22 protein-coding genes, 1 tRNA gene and 2 pseudogenes are annotated in these 26,039 nt (G+C 74.0%); 9 read left to right on the forward strand and 16 right to left on the reverse strand.

The window, feature by feature from the left end; all coding sequences use genetic code 11:
- Positions 1–1,088 precede the first annotated feature (1,088 nt).
- The 6 genes and pseudogenes from AB0B41_RS28325 to AB0B41_RS28350 form a co-directional block, all read right to left on the reverse strand.
- Positions 1,089–1,979 (reverse strand): annotated as a pseudogene (locus AB0B41_RS28325) (serine/threonine-protein kinase); the annotation flags it as partial.
- Positions 1,976–3,445 (reverse strand): penicillin-binding protein 2, encoded by a 1,470-nt coding sequence (locus AB0B41_RS28330; protein ID WP_358208615.1) that lies wholly within the window; start codon positions 3,443–3,445, stop codon positions 1,976–1,978. The gene AB0B41_RS28330 and the pseudogene AB0B41_RS28325, both read right to left, overlap by 4 nt.
- The gene (locus AB0B41_RS28335) at positions 3,442–4,944 is read right to left on the reverse strand and encodes an FtsW/RodA/SpoVE family cell cycle protein (RefSeq protein WP_358208617.1); all 1,503 of its coding nucleotides are present in this window, start codon (positions 4,942–4,944) and stop codon (positions 3,442–3,444) included. Before AB0B41_RS28335 ends, AB0B41_RS28330 begins: the two co-directional genes overlap by 4 nt.
- Complete coding sequence (locus AB0B41_RS28340; protein WP_358208618.1) at positions 4,944–6,308, reverse strand: PP2C family serine/threonine-protein phosphatase; 1,365 nt, start codon at positions 6,306–6,308, stop codon at positions 4,944–4,946. The genes AB0B41_RS28335 and AB0B41_RS28340 overlap by 1 nt, the downstream gene beginning before the upstream one ends.
- On the reverse strand, positions 6,305–6,763 hold the full coding sequence (locus tag AB0B41_RS28345; protein ID WP_358208620.1) for an FHA domain-containing protein: 459 nt from the start codon (positions 6,761–6,763) through the stop codon (positions 6,305–6,307). The genes AB0B41_RS28340 and AB0B41_RS28345 overlap by 4 nt, the downstream gene beginning before the upstream one ends.
- A gap of 103 nt (positions 6,764–6,866) precedes the next feature.
- Entirely contained in the window at positions 6,867–8,135 is a 1,269-nt protein-coding gene (locus AB0B41_RS28350) for a DUF3662 and FHA domain-containing protein (protein ID WP_358208622.1), read from the reverse strand.
- A gap of 195 nt (positions 8,136–8,330) precedes the next feature.
- Between AB0B41_RS28350 and AB0B41_RS28355 the strand changes: the two genes are divergently transcribed.
- Positions 8,331–8,416 (forward strand) — tRNA-Leu (locus AB0B41_RS28355).
- 95 nt (positions 8,417–8,511) lie between these two features.
- Here the strand turns inward: AB0B41_RS28355 and AB0B41_RS28360 are convergent.
- Positions 8,512–9,141 carry a uridine kinase gene (locus AB0B41_RS28360; protein ID WP_358208624.1) on the reverse strand — a complete coding sequence of 210 codons (630 nt, stop codon included), beginning with the start codon at positions 9,139–9,141 and terminating at the stop codon, positions 8,512–8,514.
- The gene (locus AB0B41_RS28365; RefSeq protein ID WP_358208626.1) at positions 9,138–9,383 is read right to left on the reverse strand and encodes a DUF2630 family protein; all 246 of its coding nucleotides are present in this window, start codon (positions 9,381–9,383) and stop codon (positions 9,138–9,140) included. Before AB0B41_RS28365 ends, AB0B41_RS28360 begins: the two co-directional genes overlap by 4 nt.
- Positions 9,384–9,441: 58 nt before the next feature.
- Here AB0B41_RS28365 and AB0B41_RS28370 point away from each other — a divergent pair, with 58 nt between their 5' ends.
- On the forward strand, positions 9,442–10,188 hold the full coding sequence (locus AB0B41_RS28370) for an IclR family transcriptional regulator C-terminal domain-containing protein (RefSeq protein WP_358208628.1): 747 nt from the start codon (positions 9,442–9,444) through the stop codon (positions 10,186–10,188).
- Here the strand turns inward: AB0B41_RS28370 and AB0B41_RS28375 are convergent.
- Positions 10,178–11,026 (reverse strand): LLM class F420-dependent oxidoreductase, encoded by an 849-nt coding sequence (locus AB0B41_RS28375; RefSeq protein WP_358208630.1) that lies wholly within the window; start codon positions 11,024–11,026, stop codon positions 10,178–10,180. The two genes, AB0B41_RS28370 and AB0B41_RS28375, sit on opposite strands and share 11 nt — an antisense overlap.
- A 67-nt stretch (positions 11,027–11,093) precedes the next feature.
- On the opposite strand from AB0B41_RS28375, the gene AB0B41_RS28380 reads away from it, so the two are divergent.
- The 4 genes from AB0B41_RS28380 to AB0B41_RS28395 all read left to right on the forward strand — a co-directional run bounded on the left by AB0B41_RS28380 (position 11,094) and on the right by AB0B41_RS28395 (position 16,246).
- Positions 11,094–12,197, forward strand: coding sequence for a 5-methyltetrahydropteroyltriglutamate--homocysteine S-methyltransferase (locus tag AB0B41_RS28380; RefSeq protein WP_358208632.1), 1,104 nt, complete (start codon positions 11,094–11,096; stop codon positions 12,195–12,197).
- A 22-nt stretch (positions 12,198–12,219) separates the two neighbouring features.
- Positions 12,220–12,561 carry a TfoX/Sxy family protein gene (locus AB0B41_RS28385; RefSeq protein ID WP_358208634.1) on the forward strand — a complete coding sequence of 114 codons (342 nt, stop codon included), beginning with the start codon at positions 12,220–12,222 and terminating at the stop codon, positions 12,559–12,561.
- A gap of 437 nt (positions 12,562–12,998) precedes the next feature.
- Entirely contained in the window at positions 12,999–13,712 is a 714-nt protein-coding gene (locus AB0B41_RS28390; protein WP_358208636.1) for a class I SAM-dependent methyltransferase, read from the forward strand.
- Between the two features lie 1,028 nt (positions 13,713–14,740).
- A complete protein-coding gene (locus AB0B41_RS28395; RefSeq protein ID WP_358208638.1) occupies positions 14,741–16,246 on the forward strand; it encodes an MFS transporter in 1,506 nt (501 codons plus the stop codon).
- A gap of 7 nt (positions 16,247–16,253) precedes the next feature.
- On the opposite strand, the gene AB0B41_RS28400 is transcribed toward AB0B41_RS28395, so the two are convergent.
- The 4 genes from AB0B41_RS28400 to AB0B41_RS28415 form a co-directional block, all read right to left on the reverse strand.
- Positions 16,254–17,183: an SDR family NAD(P)-dependent oxidoreductase gene (locus AB0B41_RS28400; RefSeq protein ID WP_358208640.1), complete on the reverse strand. Its 930-nt coding sequence runs from the start codon at positions 17,181–17,183 to the stop codon at positions 16,254–16,256.
- Positions 17,184–17,306: 123 nt separating this feature from the next.
- Positions 17,307–17,996 carry an iron-sulfur cluster assembly protein gene (locus AB0B41_RS28405; RefSeq protein ID WP_358208642.1) on the reverse strand — a complete coding sequence of 230 codons (690 nt, stop codon included), beginning with the start codon at positions 17,994–17,996 and terminating at the stop codon, positions 17,307–17,309.
- On the reverse strand, positions 17,993–19,057 hold the full coding sequence (locus tag AB0B41_RS28410) for an amidohydrolase family protein (RefSeq protein WP_358208644.1): 1,065 nt from the start codon (positions 19,055–19,057) through the stop codon (positions 17,993–17,995). Before AB0B41_RS28410 ends, AB0B41_RS28405 begins: the two co-directional genes overlap by 4 nt.
- A gap of 45 nt (positions 19,058–19,102) precedes the next feature.
- Positions 19,103–20,131 carry an NAD(P)-dependent alcohol dehydrogenase gene (locus AB0B41_RS28415; protein WP_358208646.1) on the reverse strand — a complete coding sequence of 343 codons (1,029 nt, stop codon included), beginning with the start codon at positions 20,129–20,131 and terminating at the stop codon, positions 19,103–19,105.
- A gap of 349 nt (positions 20,132–20,480) precedes the next feature.
- Between AB0B41_RS28415 and AB0B41_RS28420 the strand changes: the two genes are divergently transcribed.
- The 3 genes and pseudogenes from AB0B41_RS28420 (at position 20,481) to AB0B41_RS28430 (ending at position 23,491) form a co-directional block, all read left to right on the forward strand.
- Entirely contained in the window at positions 20,481–21,143 is a 663-nt protein-coding gene (locus AB0B41_RS28420; RefSeq protein ID WP_358208648.1) for an NAD(P)H-binding protein, read from the forward strand.
- A 106-nt stretch (positions 21,144–21,249) separates the two neighbouring features.
- The gene (locus AB0B41_RS28425; protein WP_358208650.1) at positions 21,250–22,653 is read left to right on the forward strand and encodes an NAD(P)/FAD-dependent oxidoreductase; all 1,404 of its coding nucleotides are present in this window, start codon (positions 21,250–21,252) and stop codon (positions 22,651–22,653) included.
- A gap of 20 nt (positions 22,654–22,673) precedes the next feature.
- Positions 22,674–23,491 (forward strand): annotated as a pseudogene (locus AB0B41_RS28430) (pentapeptide repeat-containing protein).
- Positions 23,492–23,575: 84 nt separating this feature from the next.
- Here the strand turns inward: AB0B41_RS28430 and AB0B41_RS28435 are convergent.
- The 3 genes from AB0B41_RS28435 to AB0B41_RS28445 form a co-directional block, all read right to left on the reverse strand.
- Entirely contained in the window at positions 23,576–24,544 is a 969-nt protein-coding gene (locus AB0B41_RS28435; protein WP_358208652.1) for a CopD family protein, read from the reverse strand.
- 46 nt (positions 24,545–24,590) lie between these two features.
- On the reverse strand, positions 24,591–25,148 hold the full coding sequence (locus AB0B41_RS28440) for a copper resistance CopC family protein (RefSeq protein WP_358208654.1): 558 nt from the start codon (positions 25,146–25,148) through the stop codon (positions 24,591–24,593).
- The coding region (locus AB0B41_RS28445; RefSeq protein ID WP_358208656.1) for a YcnI family protein at positions 25,145–26,039 on the reverse strand (895 nt) is incomplete at its 5' end. The genes AB0B41_RS28440 and AB0B41_RS28445, both read right to left, overlap by 4 nt.

Below are 26,039 nucleotides of genomic sequence, written 5' to 3' on the forward strand. Positions count from 1 at the left end.
GCCCGGCCCGGGTGACGAGGCGGTCCCCGGCCACCCCGGGCGTGCGCCGACCCGGCGACTGCGAGGGCTCACCGGACCTCCTCCGTGCGGGTCGGGGCGGCCGCGGACCCCACGGGCCCGGCCGGTGCCGCCGGACGGGCGAGGACGGCCACCTGGCCCGACACGCTACCTGTCGAGGTGTCCCCGTGCGTCCCGTTCGGTGTGAGCCCGGTGGGCGGTGCCGCGGCATCGGCGAACAGCTTCGGGACCGTGAGGGCCGCCACGACGACGGCCGCGACGATCAGCAGCACGAAGGCCACGAGCAGCACGGTGCCGGAGCGCTGCGACTGCTGCCGGGCGACGAGCTTGAGCGGCTCGGTGGGTGGCGCGGGCGCGACCGGGGGGCGCGGCGGGGGCGTGCGCGAGGCGGCTCCGGGGGTCGCCGGGCCGGTCGCCGGGCGCGCGGTGCCCCCGGGGGTAGGCGTCGGGGTGGGCGTGGCGGTGCGTGCCGCGCCGTCGGTGCCGGTGGGGATCGGCGAGGGCCGGGCGGGTGTGGTGCCCCGGACGGGCGAGCGCAGCGCCTGCGGCCCCGCCGCGGCGGCGCCCGGGCCGGGACGCCCGTCCGCGGCCGCCCGGACCGAGGTGCTGCGGTCCGGGGAGCTCCGGTCCGGAGTGCTCCGGTCGGACGTGTTCCGGTCGGCGCTGGTCCGGTCCGGTGAGCGGCGGGACCGCTCGCGGCCGGGGCCCGATCCGTCACGCTCCGCCGACCCGGCCTGCCCCGTCCCCCGGCGCGTGCCCGCGGAGGGCGAGGAGGTCGGGGACACGGGCGGCAGGGACGGCGCGGACGACAGCCCTGCCGCCGAGGAACCCGCCGAGGAACCCGCCGGCGGGCTCGCGGCGGACAGCCCGCCCGACGACGACACCCCGTCCGAGGACACCTCGCCGTACGACGTCCCCGCGGCGGGGGACGACGCCCCGGCGCGGCTCCGGTCCCGCCCGCGCGCCGCCCGCCGCTCCCGCTTGCCGCGGCGACGGTGGCTCGTGGGGATGTCGGTGCCCGCCTCGGCGCCGTCCGCCCCGGCCGACGGCAGCCGCAGGCCCTGCGCGGTCATCCGCGCAGGGGTGGGCAGCGCCTCGTCCCGGCGGACGGCGGCCACCGCGGCGGCCAGCTCGGCGCCGTCGGCGTAGCGCCGGTCCGGGTCCTTGACCAGGATCGTCTCGATGAGCTGCCGGACCCGCCACGGGACGGACTCCGGCAGCGGTGGCGGCTCGTCGCGGACCTGCATCATCGCGACGGCCACGGCGTTGTCCGCGCGGAACGGCCGGTGGCCCGCCAGGCACTCGTAGCCGACGATGCCGAGCGAGTAGACGTCGCCCTCCGGCCCGGCCTCGCCGCCGCTGGCCTGCTCGGGCGCGATGTAGTGGGCGGTGCCCATCACCATGCCGGTGCGGGTGACCGGGACGGCGTTGGCCGCCTTGGCGATGCCGAAGTCCGTGAGCTTCACGGTGCCGTCGACGCGGATGAGGATGTTCCCCGGCTTGACGTCCCGGTGCACGAACCCGCGCTCGTGGGCCGCGTAGAGCGAGTGCGCCGCCTGCTCCATGATCCGCAGCGTCTCGGCCGGTTCCATCGGCCCGCGCGCGATCACGGCGGACAGCGGCTCGCCGCGGACCAGCTCCATCACCAGGTAGGCCGTGCGCCGGCCGTCCTCGGTGACCTCGTCCTCGCCGTAGTCGTGGATGGCCGCGACGCCGGAGTGGTTGAGCGAGGCCACCGTGCGGGCCTCGATGCGGAAGCGGTGGAGGAACTCGTCGTCGTCCGAGAGCTCGCCGCGCAGCACCTTGACGGCCACGTTGCGGCCGAGCCGCTCGTCGAGCGCCTCCCAGACCTCGCCCATGCCGCCGACGGCGATCCGCCGCTCCAGCTTGTAGCGGTCGGCGATCAGCCGGCCCGCGGCGAGGCTGCCGGGGACGGGGAGCGGGCCGCCCGCGGCCGTCACTGGCCGCCCCGCAACGCCTCCGCGATCACGGCGCGCCCGATCGGGGCGGCGACGGAGCCACCCGTGGCCTCGAGGGCCCGGTCGCCGCCGTTCTCGACGAGCACGGCCACCGCGACCTGCGGGTCGTTGGCCGGGGCGAACGCGACGTACCAGGCGTGCGGCGGCGTGTTCTTCGGGTCGGTGCCGTGCTCCGCGGTGCCGGTCTTCGAGGCGATCTGGACGCCGGTGATCTTGCCGCCGCCGGAGGTGCGGGCCTCCGAGCCGATCATCATGTCGGTGAGCGTGGCGGCGACGCCGGCCGGCATCGAGCGGCCGAGCCGGTCCGGCTCGGTGGTGTCGATGACGTCGAGGTCCGGGCCCTGCACCTCCTTGATCAGGTGCGGGGCCATGGTCTGCCCGCCGTTGGCGATCGAGGCGACGATCATCGCGTTCTGCAGCGGGGTCAGCCGCACGTCCCGCTGCCCGATCGAGGACTGCTGCACCGCGGCGGTGTCCGGCAGGTCGCCGACGCCCGAGGCCGTGACCGGCATCGGGATGGACAGGTCGGAGCGGCCGATGCCGAACGCGTCCGCCTGGGCACGTAGCTTGTCCGCGCCGAGCTCGCCGCCGAGCTGCGCGAACGCCGTGTTGCAGGAGCGGGCGAGCGCCTCGCGCAGCGACGCCGTCTGGCCCGTGCCGCACTGCGTGCCGGCGTAGTTCTCCAGCGTGGTGTTCGTGTTGGTCAGCTTGATGTTCGGCGCCGCGGTGAGCTGGCTGTCCGGCGTGTAGCCGTTCTGCAGCGCGGCCGCGACGTCGACGAGCTTGAACGTCGAGCCGGGCGGGAAGGTCTGGTCGATCGCGCGGTTCGGCAGGGTCGCCGGGTCCGCGGCGTTGTCGGCCTTCCACGCCTGCTGCTGGGTCGCCGAGTTGTGGCTGGCCAGCGGGTTCGGGTCGAACGCGGGCGTGGACACCATCGCCAGGATCTCGCCCGTCTTCGGCTGCAGGGCCACGACCGCGCCCTCGTAGCCCTTCTCGGCCATCTCCTCGTACGCCCGCTCCTGCACGGACGGCTTGACCGTGAGCACGACGTTGCCGCCCGCCGGGTCCCGCCCGGTGATCAGGTCGGAGAGCCGGCGGGCGAACAGCCGGTCGTCGCTGCCGTTGAGCACCGGGTCGGCGTAGCGCTCGAGACCGCTGGAGCTGTAGATCACCGAGTAGTAGCCGGTCAGCGGCGAGTAGGCCGGCCCGTCCGTGTACTGGCGCTGGTACTTGAGCCGGTCGTCCGTCTCGACGCTCTGCGCGAGCACCTGCCCGTCGGCGGAGATCTGGCCGCGCTTGCGGGCGTACTCGGCGAGCAGGACGCGCTGGTTGCGCGGGTCGTCCCGGTAGTCGCCGGCCTTCACGACCTGCACGTAGGTCAGGTTGCCGAGCAGCAGCAGGATCAGCGCCATCACGGCGATGGCGATCCGGCGGATCGGGGTGTTCACTGGCGGCCCCCCGTCGGGCCGGGGACCGGTCCCGTGAAGGGACCGACCGCGGGCCGCTCGACCAGCTCGGTGCCGGCGTCGGCGATCGGGACGGCCGGGGCGGCGGGGCGGCGCGTGAGCGGGGCCCGCGCCGCGTTCGAGATCCGCAGGAGCATCGCGACGAGAGCGTAGTTCGCGACGAGCGACGACCCGCCGTAGGACAGGAACGGCAGGGTCAGGCCGGTCAGCGGGATCAGCTTGGTGACGCCGCCGATGACCACGAAGATCTGCAGCGCGACCGCGAAGGACAGGCCCGTGGCCAGCAGCTTGCCGAAGCTGTCCCGCACCGCGAGGGCGCTGCGCAGGCCGCGGGTGATCAGCACCAGGTAGACCACGAGGATCGACGCCAGCCCGATCAGCCCCAGCTCCTCGCCGAGCGAGGAGAAGATGAAGTCGCTCTCGGCGAAGGGCACCAGGTCCGGGCGACCCGCGCCCAGGCCGGTGCCGCCGACGCCGCCGGTGCCGAGCCCGAACAGCGCCTGCGCGATCTGGTAGCCGCGGTTGTCGTAGTCCGAGAACGGGTCGAGCCAGACCTGCACGCGGACCTGCACGTGCCCGAACAGCTGGTACGCGATCAGCGCGCCGACCACGAAGAACCCGATGCCGATGAGCATCCAGGACACGCGCTCGGTCGCCGCGTAGAGCAGGACCAGCAGGATCCCGAAGAACAGCAGCGAGGAGCCGAGGTCGCGCTCGACGACGAGCACGCCGACCGACAGCCCCCACGCCACCAGCAGCGGCGCGAGGTCGCGGGCGCGGGGCAGCTCCATGCCGAGGAACCGGCGCCCGGCCGTGGAGAACAGGTCCCGCTTCTGCACCAGGAACGCGGCGAAGAAGATGATCAGCAGGATCTTGGCGAACTCACCGGGCTGGATGCCGGCGCCGCCGACCCGGATCCACAGCTTGGCCCCGTTGACCTCGGAGATCGACGACGGCAGCAGACCGGGCAGGGCGAGCAGGACAAGGCCGACGAGGCCGCAGGTGAAGCCGTAGCGCGCCAGCGTGCGGTGGTCCTTCACGAGCCACAGCACCGCGATGAACAGCGCCAGCCCGACGGCCGTCCACAGGATCTGCTTGAACACCAGCGAGTCCGGCACGGGCTGGCCGAGCAGCGCCGCGCGGTCCTGGTCGGCCAGGTCGAGCCGGTGGATCATCACCAGGCCCAGCCCGTTGAGCAGCGCGACCGAGGGCAGGATCAGCGGGTCCGCGTACGGCGCGAACTTCCGCACCGCGAGGTGCGCGAGCGTGAGCACCACCAGGTACGCCAGGCCCACGTAGAGCAGCGTCGGCGTGAGCTCCTGCTCCTGGTTGGCCTCCACCAGCACCAACGCGCCGGTCACGATGACGGCGGCGAACACCAGCAGCAACAGCTCGATGGTGCGTCCGGTGGGCAGCGCGGGAGCGCCCTCCCGACCGTTCGCCCCGCCCGGCCGGGCCGCACTGAGTCCCGGGGCCGCCATCAGCTCGCCGGCCGGCAGGTCAAGCCCGGCTCGGGGGTGACGGTCGGCAGCGGAGTGGTGTCCGTGGGCGGCGCGTTCGGGTCCGGCGGGGCGTTCGGGTCGGGCTGCCCGGCGCCGGCGGGCGCGGGCGGGGTCGCGGTGGCGGGCTGTTCGGTGGGGCAGACCGGCAGCATCCGCTGGTGCAGCCGGGTGACGGTGCCGCGGGCGCCGTCGAGGCCGTTGGAGGCGGGGATGCCCGCGGCGACCGTGTTGCGCGCGTCCTCGGGCAGGTCGGACAGCGTGATGTCCGTCCGCTCGGCCACGGTCTGCAACGGCACGCCCAGCACGCTCCCGCGCACCCCCTGGTAGATCACGACCTGTTGGGCCTCGGTCCCGACGTAGTACTGCTGCATCACCCAGCTGCGCGCCAGCCAGCCGCCCACCGCGAGGAGCACGAGCAGCCCGGCCACGGCGATGCCCACGCGCACCGCGGTCCGGCGGTGCGGGCGGTCCGGGCGGGACGCGGCCGCGGGCTCGACGCGGCGCGGCAGGGCCCGGGGGAGCGTGGTCGCGGAGGCCCGGGACGCGGCCGTGTCGGCGCCGATGATCCCGTCATCGCTACCGTCGCCGGCCGCGCCGCCGATGATCGGGGCGTCGTCGCCGTAGTCGACGTCGAGGACGTCGGCGACGATGCAGGTGATGTTGTCCGGCCCGCCGCCGCGCAGGGCCAGCTCGATGAGCCGGTCGGCGCACTCGCGCGGGTCCTGGTACTGGCGCAGCGTCTCGGCCAGCGTCTCGTCGCTCACCGGGCCGGACAGCCCGTCCGAGCAGAGCAGGTAGCGGTCCCCGGCGCGGGCCTCGCGGATCGTGAGCGAGGGCTCGACCTCGGCCCCGGTGATCGCCCGCAGCAGCAGCGAGCGCTGCGGGTGGGTGTGCGCCTCGTCCTCGGTGATCCGGCCCTCGTCGATCAGCGACTGGACGAACGTGTCGTCCTTCGTGATCTGGGTGAAGGACCCGTCCCGGAGCTGGTAGCAGCGCGAGTCGCCGACGTGCACCAGGCCGAGCCGGGTGCCCGCGAAGAGGATCGCGGTCAGCGTGGTGCCCATGCCCTCGAGGTCGGGAGACTCCGCGACGTGCCGGGTGATCGCCGCGTTGCCCTCGAAGGTGGCCTCGCGCAGCTCGGCCAGCAGGTCGTCGCCGGGCTGGTCCTCGTCGAGCGGGGCCAGCGCGGAGATGACCAGGGACGACGCCACCTCGCCGGCGGCGTGCCCGCCCATCCCGTCCGCCAGTGCCAGCAGCCGCGGCCCGGCGTAGACCGCGTCCTGGTTGTTCTGCCGGACGAGCCCGCGATCGCTGCGGGCGGAGTAGCGCAGGACCAGCGTCATGAGCGCAGCTCGATCACCGTCTTGCCGATACGGACAGGGACCCCGAGGGGCACCCGGGTGGGTCCGGTGACCTTAGCCCGGTCCAGGTAGGTCCCGTTCGTCGACCCGAGGTCCTCGACGTACCACTCCTCGCCCTGCTGGCTGATCCGCGCGTGCCGGGTGGAGGCGTAGTCGTCGTCGAGCTTGAGGGTCGAGTCGTCCGCGCGGCCGACCAGGATCGGCCGCGAGTCGAGCGTGATCCGCGTGCCCGCCAGCGGCCCCTGGGTGACCAGCAGCTGCCGCGCCGTGCGGCTGCGCCCCGCCTTGGCGGTCACCCGGCCGCCGCCGGGCATGATCGCCCGCAGGCCGGACGCCGCGTAGAGGTCGGATCGCACCACGCGCAGCGCGACCAGCACGAACAGCCAGAGCAGGGCGAGGAAACCCGCTCTGGTCAGCTGCAGCACCAATTCGGGCACTCGCCGGGCACTCCGATCTCGTGAGGTGGGCAGGGGACGAAGCAGGGACGGTGCAGCGTACCGGCCCCGCCCGCGCGACCTCCCGCCCGGACCGCGGGTCGGTTCAGCCCTGGGTGCGGAAGACCAGGCTGGAGTGCCCGACCCGGATCACGTCGCCGTCCGTGAGCTGCCACTGCTGCACCGGGTTGCCGTTCACCGTGGTGCCGTTCGTGGAGCCGAGGTCCGACAGCGTGGCGGCGTGGCCGTCCCAGCTGATCTCCAGGTGCCGGCGCGACACGCCGGTGTCCGGGAGCCGGAAGTTCGAGTCCTGCCCGCGGCCGATGACGTGCGTGCCCTCGGTCAGCGGGTAGCTGCGGCCGGAGCCGTCGTCGAGGGTCAGCGTGGCCTGCAGCTGCTGGCCGTAGCCCGGCTGCCCGCCCCAGCCCTGCTGCTGGCCGTAGCCCTGCTGCTGGTCGTAGCCGCCGTCGTAACCCTGGTCGTACTGCTGGCCGTAGCCGTCGTACCCGGGCTGCGCGTAGCCCTGCTGGCCGCCGTACTGGGGCTGGCCGTAGCCGGGCTGGGCGTAGGCCTGCTGGCCGCCGTACTGCTGGCCGCCGTCGTAGCCCTGGTCGTAGCCCTGCTGGCCGCCGTACTGGGGCTGGCCGTAACCCTGCTGGCCGTAGCCCTGCTGGTCGCCGTACCCGCCCTGCTGCTGGCCGTAGCCCTGCTGCTGGCCGTAGCCCTGGTCGTAGCCCTGCTGCGGGTAGCCGCCCTGCTGGCCGTAGCCCTGCTGGTCGTACCCGCCCTGCTGGGCGTAACCCTGCTGGCCCTGCTGGCCGTAGCCCTGCTGACCCTGCTGACCCTGCTGACCCTGCTGGTCCTGCGGCGGGGCGTAGGTCTGCTGGCCGTACGGGGCGCCACGGTCGTAGCCGTACTGCCCGTTCTCCTCGGGGTGGCCCGGTTGCTGGCTCATGGGTGCTTCTCCTGCGTTGCGTGCTCGTCCGGCGGACCGACGGGAAGCGTCGGGGTCCACGGCCGAGCGGGTGCGGAACTGTCCCGTGTGCAGCGCCTCGGAGCGCTCCAGGAAGACTACGACCTCGCCGTAGGTGTCCCATCCCTGGTCGGCGAGTTGTGCGGCGACGTGTGCGGAGAGCGAGTCCACGACCCCCGCGGTGTCGCCCGCCATGCGGTCCAGATCTGCGGGGCTGAGCTGCACGGTGTAGCAGTTGGGTGCGAGCACCCGACCCCCCGCGAGCTGCCGGAGATGGTCCTCGGCTTCCCTGAGCAGCGCCTGGGCGACCTCCTGGGGAACGACGCTGCCTCCGAAGACCCGCGCGAAGGCGTCGTCCACCATCCCCTGGAGGCGGCGTTCGAAGCGATCGACACGGCCCACTCGATCTTCCTTTCGTCCGCTCGGCGTGTTACCGGCTTACCCGATCGTATCCGTGGTAGGCCCACGTCCGGTGACACCCGACCCGGTGGTGCGGTGACCGTCCGCCCGCGCGCGCCGGATCGACGGGTGACGATCGCGTAGGGACCCCCCTCGCACGGGGGCTCCGGGGCCCGTGCTAGCTTTTCCCAGTCGCTCGGGCGAGTGGCGGAATGGCAGACGCGCACGGTTCAGGTCCGTGTGTCCGAAAGGACGTGAGGGTTCAACTCCCTCCTCGCCCACCATCACCCGAAGGTCCGCCGGTCGCCGGCGGGCCTTCGTCCGTTCTCGGGTCGGTGAGCCGCCCGCTCCCTGCGACGACCGGTCGATCATGGCGCGCTCACTCCCGCATGGCGGGCCGCTCGGGGTGGTCGGCCATCACCAGCACGTCGGCCGACCCGGAGGGGTCCCGTTCCCGGGAGTACCGCTCGAACACGGGCAGGGTCCAGCGCTCCTCGGGCGGGGTGCGGCGGGCGAGCGCGGCGCGGCCCATGTGCAGGTGCGCCACGAGCTCGAACGGCAGCCCGCGGCCCAGCAGCAGGGCGCCGGACACCAGCACCACCCCGGCCGGGCCGAGCTCGCGGTAGTCCTCGCGGTAGGCGCGGTCGCGCCCGGCGTCCCAGAGCCGGGGCAGCACGCGCCCCGCCCCGTCCGGGCCGGCCGGGTCGAGGACCTCGCGGCGCAGCGCGCCCTCGTCGAGCCAGCCGTCGAGGTACATGTCCTCGTCGTGGTGGCCGTACTCGAGCCGGAGCGAGGCGGGCCGCAGGAAGTCCCCGGCCCGCACGACCACCGTCTCCCGGCCGCGCAGCCGCAGCCCCTCGGCCACCGCCTCGGCGAGCTCGGCCGTCGCCGTCGGCGGCGGGCCGTCGATCGCGACGCGGACCCGCCCCGGCAGCGCGTCGGTCCGCTCGACCAGGTGCTCCGCGAGCGCCTCCCGGCTCACCGCGCGGATCGAGCGCGTCGGGCTCACTGGCGGTAGTTCTCCACGACCGAGGCGTCGCGCGTCTGCGCCTCGTCGGGGTCCTGGCCGGCCGCGCGGCGGGCGTCGCGCTGGCGCAGCAGGTCCCAGCACCGGTCCAGGTCGACGCCGATGCGGTCCAGCCGGGCCTTCTCGTCGTCGCTGAGGGGCTTCCCGATGTGGGAGCGCTCGAGCCGGTGCTCCTCCTCGACGAGCTCTGTGATCCGGTGCCGCAGTTCGGCGTCGTCGGTCATGGTGGATCCTCCGCTCAAGTGCTTGCCGGTAGATCACTGCACCTCCGACACTAGTCGCGTGACCTCGGGGCAGGGCGGCTCGCTGGTCCGGGCGCTGCGCGTGCTCGAGGCCGTCTCCGCGCTGGGCGACGGGGTGACCGCGAAGGCCATCGCCCGCCGGCTCGGCTGCCCGCTGCCCACCGTGTACCGCGCGCTCGGCACGCTGGTCGAGGAGGGCTACCTCGTCCGGCTCAACGCGGTGCGCGGCTACGGGCTCGGCTACAAGGTCGCCGAGCTGCACCGGGGCCTCACCACCCAGGTTCGGCCCTCGGCGGCGGTCCGCGGACTCCTCCACGAGGTGCACGACGGCGTGGGCGCGGCCGCCTACCTCGCCGTCCGGCGGGACGTCGACGTGGTGGTCGCGCACGTCGACCGCTGCGCGGACCATCCCGGTCCGCTGGGCCTGCGCGTCGGCGAGCCCGCGCCCGTGCACGCGACGGCCCTGGGCAAGGTGCTGCTCGCGGGCCTCGGCCCGGCCGAGCTGGGCGAGGTGCTGGAGCGCACGCCGCTCACCGCCTACACCCCGCGCACCCTCGCGGACCGGCGCGGCCTGGACCGGGAGCTGCAGCGGATCCGGGCGGCCGGCGCTGCGGTGGAGGTCGAGGAGTTCCACCGCGGGGTGGCCGGCGTCGCGGTCGCGCTGCGCGGGTCGACGGCGGCGGTCGGGGTCGCGGTGAGCAGGGCCGAGTTCACGGCGCGGCGCTGGGAGCTGGAGCACGCGGTCCGCGAGGCCGCGGACCGCGTGTCCCGCGTCCTCACGGCCTGAGCAGGTCCGCCAGGGTGTCCAGCTCGGCCAGGGTGGCGGCCTCGGCGTCGGGCCCCTCGCGGTCGGTCAGGGTGAACAGCACCCGGTCGACGCCCGCCTGCGCGTACGAGTCCAGCGCGTCGGGCTTCGGGACGGCGCCGAAGATCGTTACGGAGAGGTGGTCGCGGCCGGCCTCGGCCGAGCGGCGGCGCAGCTCGGCGATCCGCTCGGCGAAGGCGTCGAGCTCCTTCAGCCGGACCCGCAGCGGGATCCAGCCGTCGCCGTGCGACAGGACCCGGTCGAGCACGGTCGGCCCGCCGCCGCCGATCAGCACGGGCGGCGCCGCCGTCGGCTTCGGCCAGGACCAGATCGGGTCGAAGTCCACGAACTCGCCGTGGTACTCGGCCTCGTCCTGCGTCCAGATGGCGCGCAGCGCCTCGATCCGCTCGAGCATCTGCGGGGTCCGCCGGCGCGGATCGATCCCGTGGTGCGCCATCTCCTCCTTGTTCCACCCGGGCCCCACGCCCAGCTCGACGCGGCCGGGCGCGAGCCGCTCGACGCTCGCCACCTGCTTGGCCAGGTTGATCGGGTGGTGCTGGTTGATCAGCGTGACACCGGTACCCAGCGCGATTCTGCTGGTCACGGCGGCCATGGCGGCCAACGCGACGAAGGGGTCGTAGGTGTGGCTGTACTGCCGCGGCAGCTCGGCGCCGCCCGGCCAGGGGGAGCGCCGGCTCGTCGGGATGTGGGTGTGCTCGGTGAGGAACAGTGCCGAGAAGCCGCGCTCCTCGACGCCCCGGGCGAGGACCAGCGGGTCGATGCCGTAGTCGGTGAGGAAGGTGCTGACGCCGATGTCCATGGTCGGACTGTGCCATCCCGGCGCTTCCGTCGCGCCACACCTGCGTGCTGCGCGTTACGTTCTGGCCATGGCGCTCCGCACCGAACCCCCGTTCCGCGCCGACCACGTCGGCAGCCTCCTGCGACCGAAGGCCCTGCTCGACGCCCGCGCGCAGCACGCGCCCCGCTCACCCGAGCTGAAGGCGGTGGAGGACGAGGCGATCCGCGACGTCGTCCGGCTGCAGGAGGAGATCGGGCTGCGGTCCGCCACGGACGGCGAGTTCCGCCGCACCTCCTGGCACATGGACTTCATCTACCAGCTCGGCGGCGTCACGAAGACGGACGAGCAGATCCGGGTGCGGATGGTCAACGCCGAGGGGGAGGGCGCCTTCACCTCGGCCGGCCTGGCGATCACCGAGAAGGTCCGGCTGCGCGAGCCGATCTTCGCCGACGCCTTCCGGTTCCTCGCCTCGTGCACCACGAGCGCGGTCCCGAAGCTGACGATCCCGTCGCCGAGCATGGTCCACTACCGCGGCGGCACGGCGGCGATCGACCGCACGGTGTACCCGGACCTCGAGGAGTTCTGGCACGACCTGTCGGCCGCCTACGCCGACGAGGTCCGCGCCCTCGGCGAGCTCGGCTGCCGGTACCTGCAGCTCGACGACACCTCGCTCGCCTACCTGAACGACCCGGCCCAGCGGGCCGAGCACGCCGCCGACGACGCCGACCACCTGCACGAGCGCTACATCCGCCAGATCAACGCCGCGATCGCGGACAAGCCCGAGGGCATGCGGATCACCACGCACATGTGCCGCGGCAACTACCGGTCCTCGTGGGCCGCCGAGGGCGGCTACGACTTCGTGGCCGAGGCGCTCTTCGGCGAGCTCGCCGTCGACGGCTTCTTCTGCGAGTTCGACGACGAGCGCTCCGGCGGCTTCGCCCCGCTGCGGTTCGTCCCGCCGGGCAAGCAGGTGGTGCTCGGGCTCGTGACCACGAAGAACGGCCGTCTCGAGGACCCCGACACCCTCAAGCGCCGCATCGACGAGGCCGCGAAGTACGTCCCGCTCGACCAGCTCTGCCTGTCCCCGCAGTGCGGCTTCTCGTCGACCGTCGAGGGCAACACGCTCACCGTCGACGAGGAGATCGCCAAGCTCCGACTGATCGTCCAGGTCGCGGAGGACGTCTGGGGCTGACCTGCGGCGCTACGCTCCCGCCGTGGCCTACGACGAGGCACTCGCCGCCCGCATCCGCGCGCTCGTCGCGGACGAGCCCGGGCTGACCGAGAAGCGGATGTTCGGCGGGCTCGCCTTCCTGCTCGGCGGGCACATGGCCGTCGCCGCCAGCGGGCGGGGCGGGCTCATGGTGCGCGTCGACCCGGCCCGGTCCGCCGAGCTGGTCGCCGCCGACGGGGTCGAGCGCATGGTGATGCAGGGGCGGGAGATGGACGGCTGGCTCCGGGTCTCCGGCCACCCCGACGTCGACGACCTCCCCGACGCCGATCTCGCCCGCTGGGTCGCGGAGGGAGTGGGGTTCGTGAGGACACTCCCGCCGAAGTAGCCGCGGGGCGGGTGAGATGAGCGTCAGTGCTGTTCGATCATGAACCGACCACCCTGGTGCTCATCTCGACGGGAGCTCCCTGGCGCTCTCCCACACCCACTCGGACCCGCAACACCCCGCTCCGGCAGGCCGACGCACTCATCCGAGCGCGACACACCCGCTCCGGCCGGCCGGCACACCCGAATACTCGATCGCACACCTTGCCGCCAGAGTGCGCCGCGCTCCGACGGGTGTGCCAACGCGGCACCCGCTCCCGCGTCGGCTCTCGGGCCTGTGGTTCCAGCCATCCGCGATCACGGGCATCCGGCCGCCGTCCGCCCGCGATCACGACCGCACGGCCGCCGTCCGCCCGAGATCACGACCGCACGGCCGCGCCGAACCCGTACCGCGTGTCGCGGCGGCAGTGAGCGGAACCACGTCCCGCTAGGCTCGGGCGGGTGAGCGAGGGGCCTGCGGGCTGGGGCGAGCCGCTGTACGAGCGGGTGCTGGCCGGCGTCCCGGAGGGCGCCTCCGTGCTCGACGTCGGGTGCGGGCCCGGAGTCTTCGCCGCCTTCGCCACGAAGCGCGGGCTCACGGTCACCGGCATCGACGCGGACCGGTCCGCGATCGCGGCGGCGCGGCGCGAGGTGCCGGAGGCGACGTTCGAGGTCGGCGACGCCCACCAGCTCGCGGGCTCCTACGACCTCGTCGCCCTCGTCCAGGTGCTGGCGCACGTCACCAACCCGCTCAAGGTGCTCAAGGAGGCGGCGCGGGTCGGCGGTCTGGTGCGCGCGACGGTGTGGGGCCGCGAGGAGGAGTCCGACGTCCGGCTCTTCGGCGAGGCCCTCGCCCCGTTCCTCCCGCCCCGCGGGGCGCGCCGCACCCCGGCCGGGCCACCTCCGCTGACCGAGCCCGACCGCTTCCGCAAGATCGCCACGACCGCCGGTCTGGAGGTCGTGGCGCTCGACGAGATCCGCTGCCCCTTCGACTACCCCGACGAGGACGCCCTGGTCGGCCCGCTGCTCACGGCGGACATCGGCCGGTATGCGGTCAACACCGCCGGTCCTGCAGCTGTCCGCGAGGCGGTGCTCGCCGCCTTCGCCCCGCGCCGCCACGGCGACGGCTACCGGCTCTGGAACGTCTTCCGGGTCCTCGACGCCCGCCCCACCTGACCCGCCGACCAGCTGAGCGGGCAGCAGGAGCCGATTACGGCTTCATCCAGTGAGGGCGCCGCGTGCAGCCCCCACACACCACCGATCACGACGACCACCGACACGGAGCTGATCGCCGCTTCGGTGCAGCTGCGGTTCGGCTCACGACCGCCCGCGCACACAATTGCTGATCATGGTCCCGATGCCGGCGCCCATGTCGCCCGCCGCCCACCGCTGATCGCCGCTTCCGTGCAGCAGCGGTTCCGCTCGCGGCCATATCTGCACGCAAACGCTGATCATCATGCTGTCCGTGCCGCCGGTGTCCGCGTCAGCAGGCACTCATCACTGATCGCCGGTTCCGTGCGGCAGCGGTTCCGCTCGCGACCGTCCGCACATACAGTCGCCGATCATGGCGCCGCCGACGTCGGCCGCAGTCGACAGCTGATCGGCGATTCCGTGCAGCAGCGGTTCGACTCAGAGCTGTCCCTGCACCTCACCGCTGATCATGCCGCCGCGGGGTCCGCCGGGAGTGCGCGTCCCGGACGCCGCCACGGCTGATCACCCCTTTCATGCAGTAGCGATTTCGCTCGCGGCCGTCCTTGCACACGCACGCTGATCACCTTGCTCGCGCCGCCGGCGCCGCGTCAGCTCGCGCCCACGTCCGATCGCGGGTTCCGTGCAATTGCGTCCCGGTAACACCGTCCCTGCACATCGGCGGTGATCATGGCGCCATCGGCGTCCACGTCCAGCCGCGCCCACAGTCGATCGTTGTTTCCGTGCAGCTGCGGCTCGGCTCACAACCATGCGCGCACATCACCGCTGATCACGGCACCGAGAGCCGCCGGCGCTCACTCCGGTCGTCAACACATGATCGCCGGTCCGTGCAGCGGCGGCTCTTTACACGACTACCCCTGCACAGCTCCGCCGATCACGACCCCCCTAAACAACCGCCTCCGCTCCCCAGCGCTGATCACAACGCGAAGCGGCGCCACCGCACGAACCCCGAGAGGCCCGTTGACGCCCCACCCCCACGTCCGTAACTTGAGTTCGTGCCGAAAACTCAGCTCGTCACCATCGGCGCCGCGGCGCTCGCCCCGTTCGTGGTGTTCGCGAGCTTCCCGCTGCCGATCGTGGCGCTGCCGGCGATCGGGGCGGACCTGGGCGTCGGGATCGCGGAGCTGAACCTGCTGGTCAGCGGTTATGCGCTCGGACTCGGCGCGTTCCTGCTCACCGGCGGCTCCCTCGCCGACCGCTTCGGCGCGGGGCGGGTGTGGATCGGTGCGATGGTCGGCTTCGCGGTCTTCTCCGCCGCCTGCGCCCTCGCGACGACCGTGCCGCTGCTGGTCGCCGCCCGGATCGTGCAGGGCGGGGCGGGGGCGGCGCTGATGGCGTCGTCGCTGAGCCTGATCGCGGCGGCGGTCGAGCCGAAGCGGCGCGCGGGCGCGGTCGCGCTGTGGGGCGCGGCGATCGGCGCCGGGCTGTCGACCGGCCCGGTCGGGGCGGGGCTGGCGCTCGAGTTCGGGCGGTGGCGGCCCGCGTTCGCCGTGCTCGCCGCCGTCTCGGCCGCGGCCGCGCTGCTCGGCGTCCTCGCCCTCCCCGCGGCCCGCGGGGCTGCACGTGGCCGGTTCGACCTGGTCGGAACCGTGCTGCTCACGGTCGGGCTCGGCGGGCTGATCCTCGGCGTGAGCTGGGTCGGTGCCGACGCCTCGGCCCCGCGGGTGTGGGTCGCCTTCGGGCTCGCCGTGGTCCTGCTGCCGGTCTTCGTCCTGCAGCAGCGCCGGCGGGCGGTCCCGATGATCGACGTCGGTCTCCTCCGCCTGCCGACCTACGCCGGCGGCCTGGTCGCGGGCATGGCGATGGCGTTGTCGATCCTGTCGATGCTGGTGCTCCTCGGCCCGTACCTGCAGGTCGTGTTCGGGCTGTCGGCGCTGCAGGCCGGGCTGTGGTTCCTCCCGGCGACGCTGCTCTCCACGCTCGTCGCCCTGTTCGGCGCGCGGATCGGGGCGCGGTTCTCCCTGCGCACCCGCCTCACCGCCGGCCTCGCGCTCTCCGGGGCCGGGCTCGCGGCCCTGGCCTTCGTGCAGACGTCGTGGACCTTCCCGCTCCTGCTGCCCGGCTTCGTGCTCGCCGGGCTCGGGATGGGCCTGGCCAACCCGGCGCTCGGTGCCGCGGCGGTGGTCGGGGTGGCGCCGGAGCGCAGCGGGGTCGCCGCGGGCGCGGCCAACACCGCGCGGCAGCTGGGCAACGCGCTGGGCATCGCCGTGCTCGGCGCGATCATCCACGCGGGCGCGCTGGCCTCCGCCCGCACCGAGCTTCCGGTCGCCGCGGACCTGCTCGCCGCCGGCGACCTGCGCGGCGCCGCGGCCCTGACCTCGGCCGACGCCGTGCAGGCGGCCTACGCGGTCGCGCAGACCTCGGGCGTCCGGCTGGCCCTGGAGGTCTCGGCCGTCCTGGCGTTCCTCGGGGCCCTCGTCGCGGCGTTCCTGCTCCGCCCTCGCCGCACGGCGCCCGTCGTCGTCCCCGCGGTGCGGCCCGAGCCCAGCACCGCGCCCTGAACGGGCGTCAGGACCGCCGGGCGACCTGGTCCGCGAAGAGGCTGGGCGGCAGGCCGTCGGCGACCGCGCGGACCTCCTTCTCCAGTGAGGCGGCCAGGTCGTCGAAGGACCAGGGCCCGTCCGAGCGCGCCTCGGCCACGACCGTGGGGTTCTCGTAGACGGTCACGCCGAAACCGACCGAGCCCAGCACCCGCCCGGTCAGCCAGTCGGACCGCTCGCTCGCCAGGTAGAGCGCCAGCTCGGCCACGTTGTCCGGGGACCGGACCTGGTCGTCGTCCGCGGGACGGTCCGCGACCGCCCGGTCCTTCTCCGCCACCGTGGCGACCAGCCGGGTCGCGGCGGCCGGCGCGATCGCGTTGGCCGTGACGCCGTACCGGGCCAGCCCCTGGGCCAGCGACCACGTCAGCCCGACGATGCCCATCTTCGCGGCGGCGTAGTTGGCCTGCCCCGGCGAGCCCTCCAGCCCGGAGTGCGACGTGAAGTTGACGATCCGGAAGTGCCCGTCCGGCCGGCGCTGCGCCCGGAAGTGCGCGGCAGCCGCGCGGGAGGTGGAGAAGTGCCCGCGCAGGTGCACGCGGATCACGTCGTCCCACTCCTCGTCGGACATGTTGAAGATCATCCGGTCGCGGAGGATGCCGGCCGCGTTCACCAGCACGTCCAGCCCGCCGAACTCGCGCACGGCGGTCTCCACGAGCCGTGCGCCGGTCGCGGTGTCGGAGACGTCGCCCCCGTCGGCGACGGCCCGGCCGCCCGCGGCCCGGATCTCCGCCGCGACGGCCTCGGCGCGGCCCGCGTCGGCACCGCTGCCGTCCGTCCCGCCGCCCAGGTCGTTGACGACGACCGCCGCGCCCTCCGCGGCGAAGCGCCGGCGGATCGCGGCCCCGATCCCGTTCGCGCCGCCCGTGACGATCGCGGTCCGCCCGTCGAGCACACCCATGGTCCAGATCTCCTTTGATCCAACTGCATCAAAGTTAGCCCGGTGATCCGCCGACGACCAGCCCCGAGAACGACGGGACCGGGGCCCACCACCCCCGCGGGACCCCGGTCGTCGATCAGCACGTCACGCCCTGGCCTTCGCCTCCTCCGAGTAGCGCGTCTGCAGCAGGGACTTGCAGTACTCGCCGTTGGTCTCGATCCCCACGCGCTGCAGCCGCGCCCGCCGCAGGTGCAGCGGCACCTGGGCGGCCGTGACCCGGCTGCCGTCGGGGTGGATGAGCAGCGGGGCGTCGTCCTCGTAGGGCAGTCCGATCGCCATCCGCCGGTCCCGGAGCCGGCGCAGCTCCATGGAGTCGGGGATGTCGGCCAGGGTGAGCCCGGCGAGCTCGTCCGGCCCCACCCCCTCGTCGACCAGGGGCCGCGCGAGGCGGTCCTGGCCGGCCAGTGCCGCCTTCGCGAGGAAGGTGTGCCGCAGCTCGTCGAGCTCCGCCGTCGCCTCGCCCTCGAACGAGCCGATGAACCCGGCGTGCGCGGCCACCCCGCCGTTGATCTCGTCCGACGCGTGGTGGTCGGCGAGCGAGACCACCGCGCGGGTGACCCCGGGGACCGCCGACACGGCGTCGTAGGCGTCGGCGACCATGAGGAAGGAGAAGTTGGGTGCGCAGAAGAACGTCGGCAGGCGCAGCCCCACGGTGACCTCCCCCGAGGGGGAGACGGTGCACGACTCGACGAAGTCGAGGTCCGTGATCGGCTCGTCCAGCTCCGGGTCGAGCACCGTCCCCAGCGCCTGCCACACGGCAGGCTCCAGACTCATGCCTGGGCACCCGCCTTGTCCTCGACGAGCTCCTCGCCCGGCTGCATGGCCTCGTCGGCCGAGGTCGGCAGCTGCAGCTCCTGCGGCACCGGGATGTCGTAGAGCTTCGCGGCGTTGAGGCCGAGGATCTTCTTCTTCGACGCGGTGGTGAGCCGCGGGTAGTCGGCGAACTGGTCGTCGTCGGGCATCTGCCAGTCGACCAGGCCCTCGACCTGCCACTTCGGCACCCAGATGTTGTAGTCGCCGCCGAAGAGCATCTTGTCCTCGCCGACCCAGAACAGCAGCTCGCCCATGACCTTGGCGAAGAACTTCGGGCGGGCGTGCATCAGGCCGCCGATGACGACGGAGAGGCCGGCGTAGACGTTGGGCTCCTGCACCGCCATGAAGCAGAAGTCCTCGATACGCGGCAGGCCCACGTGCTCGACGATGAAGTTGAGACCCTGGAAGTCCGTGGCGGCGTGGTCGACGTCGGCGACGTCGAACGCGTCCTTGTCCAGCGGCCAGATCGTCGGGCCCTTGTGGACGTGGATGTTCTTGATGCCGAGGTCCTGCGCGGCCTGCAGGAAGCGGTACGCCTCGGGGTCGGTGAGCTTGTAGCCGCGGGAGTCGCCGTTCCACTCCGCGGTGTAGAGCTTCACGCCCTTGTGCTTGTACTTCGCGACGTCCGCCTCGAGCTGCTTCAGGCCCGCGTCGCCCTCACGGGGGTCGAACCGGCCGTTGACGATGAGGCGGTCGCCCCACTTCTCCAGCAGCGCGGCGTTCTGGTCGACGGTGTTGAAGCCGTCCCGGTACCACTCCTTGAGGTACGTCGACTGGAAGATCGCGTAGTCGACGTGGCCCTCGACGAACATGTCGCGCTCGAAGTCCTCGGGCGAGGGCTTGAGGTAGTGCTCCCAGTCCCAGTGGGTCTCGGGCGGGCCGAGCTGGTGGTAGCCGTAGAAGCAGTCGATCCAGCCCTTGGCGAACTGTTCCTTGCCCTCGACCCAGTTCTCCTTGGACGCGTCCCAGAAGTGGCTGTGTGAGTCGACGACGAAGTACTTCTCTCCGTCTTTCTCGTACATGTGGTGGTTCCTTCCGTCAGCGTCGGTGCTGTTCAGAGGGGGTGATCAGGGGACGAGGATCGCCCGGCCGCGGACCCGGCCGGCGTCGAGGTCGTGCAGGGCGTCGAGCGCCGCGTCCAGCGGGTACTGCTTGGTGTGGAGCGTGACCTTCCCGGCCTGCGCCAGGACCATGAGCTCGGTGAGGTCGGCGTAGGTGCCGACGATGTTGCCGATGACGTTCTTCTCGCCGCCGACGAAGTCGAGCGTCGGGGCCTTGAACTCACCGCCGTAACCGAGGATGTACTGGGACCCCGCGGGGGCGGTCATCTGCCAGGCGTCGAGCTCGGCGCCCTGCTCGGCGACGAAGTCGAACACCACGTCGCCGCCGCGGCCGTTCGTGAGGTCCTTGACGGCGTCGACGTGGTGGCCGTCGGCCTGGACGGTCTCGTCGGCACCGATCTGCTTCGCGAGCGCGAGCGCGTCCGGGTTCTTGTCGACGACGACGATCCGGGTCCCGGTGATCGCCGCGAGCGCCTGGATCGCGATGTGGCCCAGCCCGCCCGCGCCCTGGACCACGGCGGTGGTGCCGGGGAAGAGGTCCGGGACCGCCTTGCGCACCGCGTGGTAGGCCGTGATGCCCGCGTCGGCCAGCGCGGCGACGTCGGCGGGGTTGGTGGTCGGGTCGAGCTTGATGCAGGCGCGCGCGGTGGTCCGCAGGTACTCGGCCATGCCGCCGTCGTTGTTCGACAGGCCGGGGAAGAACGCGTTCTCGCACTGCATGTCCCGACCGCGGCGGCAAGCCAGGCAGAGCCCGCACGACGGCTGCGGGTGCAGGATCACCGTGTCCCCGACGGCGACGTTGGTGACCCCGTCGCCGACCGCCTCGATCCAGCCCGCGTTCTCGTGGCCGATCACGTACGGCAGCGTGGGGTTCTGCGCCTCCGCCCAGTCCCCGTTGATGATGTGCAGGTCCGTGCGGCAGACGCCGGCGCCCCCGATCTTGACGATCACGTCGAGCGGGCCCTGGATCTCGGGCTCCGGGATGTCGTCGATCTTCGGATCGGAGTGGTACTCGTGCACCCGGACGGCTTTCACGCCGGTACCTCCTCGGAGTCGCTGCCGTTGTGGTCCCGATCACCGTCGATCACGGTGTGCGGCGTCACAAGGCAGCAAATTCCGCCATGCGAGAAAAAGGGCGAATCGGGCACGTACTGCGTTCGCCCGATCGGGTACCGCGATCTTGGGAAACGTTCTTCTGTGCCGCTGATCAGCGAAAACGACGCCAGGCCGTCCGGCACGGGGGACGTCCGGCCGGGTGTCTCATCCTGCGACGGCCTGCTCTTCGGGGCAGGAGCGGAGCCCGACCTCACCCGCGCGTGTTCCACGTGGAACACGGGCGGGCGTCGGGCGGCGGGGCCGCGCGGGCGGCGCTAGCGTCGCGTCCATGCGGACCGTCATCGCGGGAGGACACGGCAAGATCGCGCTCCGGCTCGCCACGCTGCTGGCGAACCGGGGCGACGAGGTGGTGAGCGTGGTGCGCAACCCGGACCACCGCGCGGACGTCGAGGCGACCGGGGCCGCGGTGGCCGTGGTCGACCTCGAGCAGGCGGTGCCGGGCGATCTCGCGCCGCACCTGAAGGGCGCCGACGCGGTCGTCTTCGCGGCGGGTGCCGGCCCGGGCAGCACCGCCGAGCGCAAGGACACCGTCGACCGGGCCGCGGCGGAGCTGCTGGCCGAGGCCGCCGCGCAGGCGGGGGTGCGGCGCTACCTGCTGATCTCGTCGACCGGGGTGGACCAGGAGCCGGACCCGGACCGCGGCGAGGTCTGGGTGGCGTACATCCGGGCCAAGAAGGCGGCGGAGGACGCCCTGCGTGCCCGGCCCGACCTCGACCTCACGATCGTGCGCCCGGGCCCGCTCACCGACGACCCCGGCATCGGGCGGGTGGCGCTGTCGAAGGACCACCTCGACCGCACGGAGATCACCCGGGACGACACCGCCGCCGTCCTCGCCACGCTGCTCCAGGCGCCCGGCACCGCCGGCCTGACGCTCGAGCTGATGGGCGGCGACACCGACATCCTCGAGGCGGTGGCGGCCGTCCAGGACTGACGGCAGGATCCCCGGTCGGGCGGTTCCCGCGTGGTTCCCCGCCGGCCGGGGCATGATCGGCCCGGCCGCGGCCACCCCCGCAGCCGTCGGCACGGGAGGAGTTCGGGTGAGCGAGCACGAGTTCGACGTCGTCGTGATCGGGGCGGGCCCGGTCGGGGAGAACGCCGCCGACTACGCCCACCGCGGCGGCCTGTCGGTGGCACTGGTCGAGGCGGAGAAGGTCGGCGGGGAGTGCTCGTACTGGGCCTGCATCCCGTCGAAGGCGCTGCTGCGCACGCCCAGCGCCGTCGCCGCCGCCCGCCGGCTGCCGGGGGTGACCGCGGACTTCGACCCCAAGGCCGTGTTCGCGCGCCGCGACTCCTTCACCTCGCGCGGCGACGACTCGGGGCAGGCCGAGTGGGTCGGGTCGTCCGGGATCACCCTGGTCAGGGGGCACGGGCGGCTCGCCGGGGAGAAGGTCGTGGCCGTGGGCGACGACGTCTACCGGGTCCGGCACGCCGTCGTCGTCGCGACGGGGAGCGCACCCGTCACCCCGCCGATCGACGGCATCGACACCGTCCGGACCTGGGGCTCGCGCGACGCGACCTCGGCGGACGAGGCACCCCGCCGGCTCGGCGTCCTCGGCGGCGGCGTGGTCGGGTGCGAGATGGCGCAGGCCTACGCCCGGCTCGGCTCGCAGGTCACGATGCTCGTCCGCGGCGACCGGCTGCTCACCTCCGCCGAGCCCGTGGCGGGGGAGAAGGTGGCCGAGGCGCTGCGGGAGGACGGGATCGACCTGCGGCTCGGCCAGGGGCTCGACGCCGTCGCGAAGTCCGGCGACGCCATCGCGCTCACGGTGGGCGGGGAGTCGATCGAGGTCGACGAGCTGCTGCTCGCCACCGGCCGTCGTCCCCGGACCGGGGACGTCGGCGCCGAGAGCGTCGGGCTCGAGCCGGGCAGGCCCTTCGTGATCGACGACTCCGGGCTGGTCCAGGGCGTCGACGGCGGGTGGCTGTACGCGACCGGCGACGTCACCGGCCGGGCACCGCTCACGCACATGGGCAAGTACCAGGCGCGCATCGCCGGCAACGCGATCGCCGCGCGGGCGAACGGCGCCCCGCTCGACACCGGGGCCTGGGGCGAGCACGCGATGACCGCCGACCACCACGCCGTGCCGCAGGTGGTGTTCACCGACCCCGAGGTCGGGCACGTCGGCAGGACGGCCGAGGAGGCGCGGAAGGCCGGGATCGACGTGCGCACGGTGGAGCTGGACATCGCCGTGGCGGGGTCCTCGCTGCACGCCGACGGCTACGACGGCGCCGCGGTGCTCGTCGTCGACCCGGTCCGGGAGATGCTGGTCGGCGCCACTTTCGTGGGCCAGGACGTCTCCGAGCTGGTGCACTCCGCGACCGTCGCGATCGCGGGCGAGGTGCCGCTCGGACGGCTGTGGCACGCGGTCCCGTCGTTCCCGACGATCAGCGAGATCTGGCTCCGGCTGCTGGAGTCGTACCGGTCCGAGCCGCAGGCGTAGCGTCCGAGCACGTGCTCGACCTGATCGACCTGCGCGCCGACTGCAGCCGTTGCACCGGGCTGTGCTGCGTGGCGCCCGCCTTCGCGCGCTCCGCCGACTTCGCCTTCGACAAGCCCGCGGGCTCCCCGTGCCGGCACCTGCAGCCCGACGCCCGGTGCGGCTGCACGCGGAGCTGCGGCCGCGGGGGATGGTCGGCTGCACGGTCTTCGACTGCTTCGGCGCGGGGCAGGCGCTGTCGGCGCGGGCGGACTGGCGGACGGGTGACCGCGAGGCGGTGTTCGCCGCGTTCCCGCAGCTCAGGATGGTGCACGAGCTGATGCGCTACCTCGTGGAGGCGCGGGACCTGGCAGAAGGTGCGCTCGCGGAGGACCTCGCGGCGGCGGTGGTCCGCACCTCCGAGCTCGCCCGACTGGACCCCGCGGACCTGGCGACGCTCGACGTCGAGGCCCACCGCCGCGCCGTCAATCCGCTGCTGGTCGCGGCGAGCGAGGCCGCGCGGGGCGACGGGCCGGACCACCGCGGCGCCGACCTGATCGGTGCCCGCCTGCGCGGCGCGGACCTGCGGCGGGCGAGCCTGCGGGGCGCGCTGCTGCTGGGTGCCGATCTCCGGGGCGCCGACCTGCGGGGCGCCGACGTCACGGGCGCGGACTTCCGCGGTGCGCGGCTCGAGGGTGCGGACCTGCGCGGCGTGCTGTTCCTGGTCCCGCCGCAGCTCACCGCGGCGCAGGGGGACACCACCACCCGCCTGCCCGCCGGGTTCGAACGCCCCGCCCACTGGACCAGCCCTGCCCCCGTCCGCCCACGCGGCCAGGGGCGCCGCCGCTCCCGGCAGCGCTGATCGTCGGGTGCGGAGCGCACCCCGCGCCGAGCGCGGATCCCGCTCCGCTGTCGACGATCACAGCGGGGTGGGTCGCTCAGGGGCTCAGGGGGCGGTCTGGCTCAGGGCGGCGGCGATCCCGACGGTCACCGCCATGACCGTGACCTCCACCCCCGCCCACCGCAGCACGGGGAGGGTGCCGCGCTGCAGCCGTCGGCGGGCGAGGCCGCCGAGCAGGGCGAGGACGACGATCAGCCCGGTCTTGGTGAGGATCAGCGCGCCGTAGCTGCTGGTGAACAGGTCACCGAGCACCGGGAGCCGGAGCACCGCGTTGGCCACCCCGGTGAGCGCCGTGCCCACCAGGCACACGGTGGCGATCCGGGAGAAGCGCGGCAGGCCCCTGTCGAGCAGCGCCCGGTGCGGCGCGACGAGCAGGAGCAGCACGCCGAGCCCGCCGACCCACAGCGCGGCGGCGCCGACGTGGAACGCCACCGTGACCACCGCCAGCGAGTGCTCGGGCGACGATCCGGTGTGCCCGGTGACGGCCGGGGTCAGGGACCCGAGCAGGGCCGCGACCAGCACGACCCTCCCCGGCACCGACTCCGGGCTGCGCATCCGGGCGACCGCGCAGCCGAGGACCGCCACTGCGCACAACGCCGTCAGGACGGTCCCGCGGCCGGCGGCGACCCGGGTGACGAACGCGCCGACGTCGCCCGCGGTGAGCGCGCCGAGCGGGCGGCCGACCGCCTCCGCCGAGCGCACCGCGACCGACACCAGCACGGCTGTGAGCCATACGCCGGCCACGACGACCGTCGCCCGGTCGCCGCGGCGGATCACCGTGGTGCCGCGGGCGTCGCGCGCCGAGGTCGGGACCAGCACGGTGACCAGGCCGAGCCCGACGCAGGCGACCGCGGCCGCGTCCGTCAGGCCCCGGAGGGCGGTGGCGGCGAGGGTGATCCCGGCGGTCCGGGCCAGGACGGCGGCGAGCAGGGCGGCGCCGACCGCGAGCGCGGCCCACACGAGCGGGGCCACCCGCTCGGCGGACGAGCCCCGGCTCGCGGTCGGCGCCCCCATCAGGCCCGCTCCTGCCCGGCGCCGGGCGCGGTCACGACCGGCCCGGTCACGACCGGCCCAGCCGCATCGCGACGGCCACTCCGGCACCGACGAGCACCACGGCACCCACGATCCACGGCCAGATGGGCATGCCGCCGGACTCCTGGGCCTGCGTGGCCTGCGCGGCCGGGGCGGCGCTCGGTGCGGCGTCGGCCGACGGGACCGGCGCGGCGGAGCTCCCGGTGCCGGTCCCGGCGGTGGTCAGGGTGAACCCGACCTTGCCCGAGACCGGGTGGCCGTCGTCGGAGAGCACGCGGTAGCCGATCTCGTACCGGCCGACCGGGCCGAGCGGCCCGACCGTGGCGCTCACCGAGTCGCCCTGGGCCTGGACCTCGCCGGAGATGTAGTCCTTCCCGTCGGGGCCGACCACCGTGATCGTGTTGAAGCCCTGCTGCATGGTGTCGCTGAAGGTCAGCGTGACCTTCTGCGGCCCGGTGTCCAGGGTCGCGCCGTCCGCCGGGTCGCTGCTCTCGAACTCGGCGTGCGCGAGCGCCGGGGTGGCGCCGAGCAGCAGGGCGAGCCCGGCGAGCAGGCCGGCGGCGGCGAAGCGGGCCAGCCGGATCATGTGTCGCTCCCCACCTTGGTTCCGCTGTCCTCGCTCGTGGGTGCCGGAGCCGGCGCCGACCGGCGGCTCCGCAGCAGCGCCCCGCCGCCCAGGCCGAGCCCGAGCGCACCGAGCAGCAGGCCGACGCCGCCGAGCCAGCGGGCGGTCGTGTCCGTGGTCGAGGCCGCCGTCTCCTCGGTGCCCGCGGCCGCAGCGCCGTCGTGGCCGCCGTGCCCGCCGGTGCCGGCGGGCGTCAGGGTGACGGTCGGGGCGGGGTGCTCCGGCTCCGCCCCGCCCGGCGTGGTCGGCTCGTCCCAGGCGACGACGCGGCCGTCGTCGTAGGTCTGGGTGGCGGGCAGGACCAGCTGGTCGGTGCCGGTCGGCAGCGGGCCGAGGGACAGCGGGAAGTCGACGAACTGGCCGGGGCCGATCCGGGTGCCCGGCTGCGCGGTCCAGGTGACCTTGGTGACGGCCTGGGTGACCTGCCGGCCGTTGACCTCGACGGGCGCGGGCAGGTTCCCCTTGGTGACCTCGGCCGTCCAGCCCTGCTGCGGGGTGGTGCGGGCGGAGGTGACCGGGTGGTCGGTCGGGAAGGTGACCTCGAGCTTGGTGGTGCCGGCGGTGTCGGACTCGTTGGGCACGCGCATCGAGATCACGGCGTAGCCGCCCTGCTCGGCGGTGCTCGGCTGGGCGGTGACGTGCGCGAACGCCGGGACGGTCCCGGCGAGGAGGAGGCCGCCGGCGGCGGCGGTGACGGCCGTCGCGCGCAGCGCGGTGCGGCGGGTGCGGGTGAACACGGGTCGTCCTCTCGGCGCGCCGGTGTGGGCGCGCGGGATGCGGACCGGCCCCCGGCGGGGGCCGGCGGGTGCGATCAGGGGGCGGGGATCGGACCCGGCACCGGTGGACCCCGGC

The organism is Pseudonocardia sp. NPDC049154 (assembly GCF_040648315.1).
Taxonomy (GTDB): domain Bacteria; phylum Actinomycetota; class Actinomycetes; order Mycobacteriales; family Pseudonocardiaceae; genus Pseudonocardia.

Bases quoted from the DNA above. Each gene is read 5' to 3' on its own strand.
- AB0B41_RS28335 (WP_358208617.1), bottom strand. From the start codon at position 4,944: ATGGCGGCCCCGGGACTCAGTGCGGCCCGGCCGGGCGGGGCGAACGGT.
- AB0B41_RS28340 (WP_358208618.1), bottom strand. From the start codon at position 6,308: ATGACGCTGGTCCTGCGCTACTCCGCCCGCAGCGATCGCGGGCTCGTC.
- AB0B41_RS28365 (WP_358208626.1), bottom strand. From the start codon at position 9,383: ATGACCGACGACGCCGAACTGCGGCACCGGATCACAGAGCTCGTCGAG.
- AB0B41_RS28375 (WP_358208630.1), bottom strand. From the start codon at position 11,026: ATGGACATCGGCGTCAGCACCTTCCTCACCGACTACGGCATCGACCCG.
- AB0B41_RS28380 (WP_358208632.1), top strand. From the start codon at position 11,094: ATGGCGCTCCGCACCGAACCCCCGTTCCGCGCCGACCACGTCGGCAGC.
- AB0B41_RS28400 (WP_358208640.1), bottom strand. From the start codon at position 17,183: ATGGGTGTGCTCGACGGGCGGACCGCGATCGTCACGGGCGGCGCGAAC.
- AB0B41_RS28405 (WP_358208642.1), bottom strand. From the start codon at position 17,996: ATGAGTCTGGAGCCTGCCGTGTGGCAGGCGCTGGGGACGGTGCTCGAC.
- AB0B41_RS28410 (WP_358208644.1), bottom strand. From the start codon at position 19,057: ATGTACGAGAAAGACGGAGAGAAGTACTTCGTCGTCGACTCACACAGC.
- AB0B41_RS28420 (WP_358208648.1), top strand. From the start codon at position 20,481: ATGCGGACCGTCATCGCGGGAGGACACGGCAAGATCGCGCTCCGGCTC.
- AB0B41_RS28435 (WP_358208652.1), bottom strand. From the start codon at position 24,544: ATGGGGGCGCCGACCGCGAGCCGGGGCTCGTCCGCCGAGCGGGTGGCC.
- AB0B41_RS28440 (WP_358208654.1), bottom strand. From the start codon at position 25,148: ATGATCCGGCTGGCCCGCTTCGCCGCCGCCGGCCTGCTCGCCGGGCTC.